Annotated in this window: 2 protein-coding genes; both read left to right on the top strand. The window is 54.7% G+C overall.

The features are described from left to right. A partial coding sequence (locus KGB23_RS30060; RefSeq protein WP_223433700.1) for a carbohydrate porin occupies positions 1-1,267 on the top strand: 1,267 nt, incomplete at its 5' end. Positions 1,268-1,371: 104 nt separating this feature from the next. Beyond that, a partial coding sequence (locus tag KGB23_RS30055; RefSeq protein ID WP_223433699.1) for a PfkB family carbohydrate kinase occupies positions 1,372-1,652 on the top strand: 281 nt, incomplete at its 3' end.

The following is a 1,652-nucleotide window of genomic DNA, read 5'->3' as shown; positions in this document are numbered from 1 at the left end:
CAGCAGCGGACACCTCACTGATGGGTTCAGCTTCAACGGCTACGCCCGCTCCGGATTGCTGATCAACGATCGGCTGGGTGGTGGTCGTGGCGGCCCTTATGAAACTCCTGCCGGTTCAGTCGGTGGTGCAGTCGGGCGACTCGGTAACGAGGACGACACCTACATGCGTATAGACCTGTCGAAAGAAATCTATGCGCAAAACGGCACCCGTTCCAAATTCACGGTCTCCATCGCCGATGGTGTGGAAAGTTCCAATGACTGGACGGCCGACGAAAGCAAACTGAACGTGCGCCAGGTATTCACAGCGCTTGACCATGTCGCTGCGTTCAAGGGCAATTCAGTGTTCGAGAACGCCACCCTGTGGGCAGGCAAGCGATTCGATAGAGATAATTTCGATATCCACTGGCTGGACTCGGACGTTGTCTATCTGGCCGGCACCGGGGGTGGAATCTACGATATGCAGATGAACAAGAATTGGCGTTCGAACTACTCTTTGATCGGGCGTAACTACGGGGATTTCAGTCAAGGCGATCTTAGTGCCGATGTGGAAAGCTACATCCTGACCTCCAACCAGTTCTTCGACAGTGGTCAGTGGCAGTGGATGTTCAATGCCATTGGCTCAAAGAAAAACGATTTCGGTACCCGCACCAATGAAGCCGGTCTGACGCCTGCGGATTCCGGTTTGCACAGCATGCTGGCCAATCACCAGAAAGACTTTTTCGGCAGGGAAGGCTTCTTCAAAACGGCGCTGCTCTACGGGCAAGGTCTGGGGGCAGAGGTCAAGAACATCGGTTCGGATGGCGAGCTGATCGACGACGCCCGCGCTCTGCGTCTGGCGGCTTATGGCGAGACACCCATAGCGCCGGGCTGGCGCATCGGCCCCAGCTTGTTGGCCGAACAAAGCAAGGACAGGTACGTCAAGGGTGACGATTACCGCTGGATGACCCTGAACGTCCGGTTGGCCAATAAAATCAACAGCAATTTCGAGATGGCCTACGAAATGAGCTGGCAAACCATGGACCTCGACCCCAAGGGCTACCTGCAACGTAATGCGGTCGACGGTAACTTCTGGAAATTCACGATCGCCCCGACATTCAAACCTGATGTTGGCGACCTGCTCACACGTCCCGAATTGCGAGTGTTCGCAAGCTTCATGAACTGGTCTTCGGACCTGGACAGATACAGTACCTCTGACTCCTTCGGCAAGTCGGACTTCAATGCTGGAGGCGTATGGCAGTACGGCATGCAGATGGAAACCTGGTTTTAATATTTGAACGCGTCCGGCCAACACCAAGGCGCATTGAGTAAGTGATTACCGGTCGAAGCTGATTAGCCAGCAGTTACCTACGACAAAGTATTGAGGAAATGACGATGGTATTGCCTCGCGCAGTAGTATTTGGCGAAGCTCTGACCGACCTTGTCCAAGGCACTCCTGGACAGTGGAAGGGCTACCCAGGTGGTGCTCCCTGGAACGTTGCACGAGCGCTAAGTCGCTTGGGTGTTGGCTGCGCTTTTGCTGGGTCGGTGAGCATGGATTCACTGGGTGACGAGATAGTTTCGCAGTCGGAAGCGGCAGCGTTAGATATGAGGTTTATCCAACGGGTAGACCGAGATCCTTTGGTCGCCATTGTTCCATCAAGCCGTCCTCCAAA

Origin of the sequence: Pseudomonas sp. GL-B-26, assembly GCF_019947405.1 — a bacterium.
GTDB lineage: Bacteria > Pseudomonadota > Gammaproteobacteria > Pseudomonadales > Pseudomonadaceae > Aquipseudomonas.
This window is presented reverse-complemented; position numbering and strand designations above follow the sequence as displayed.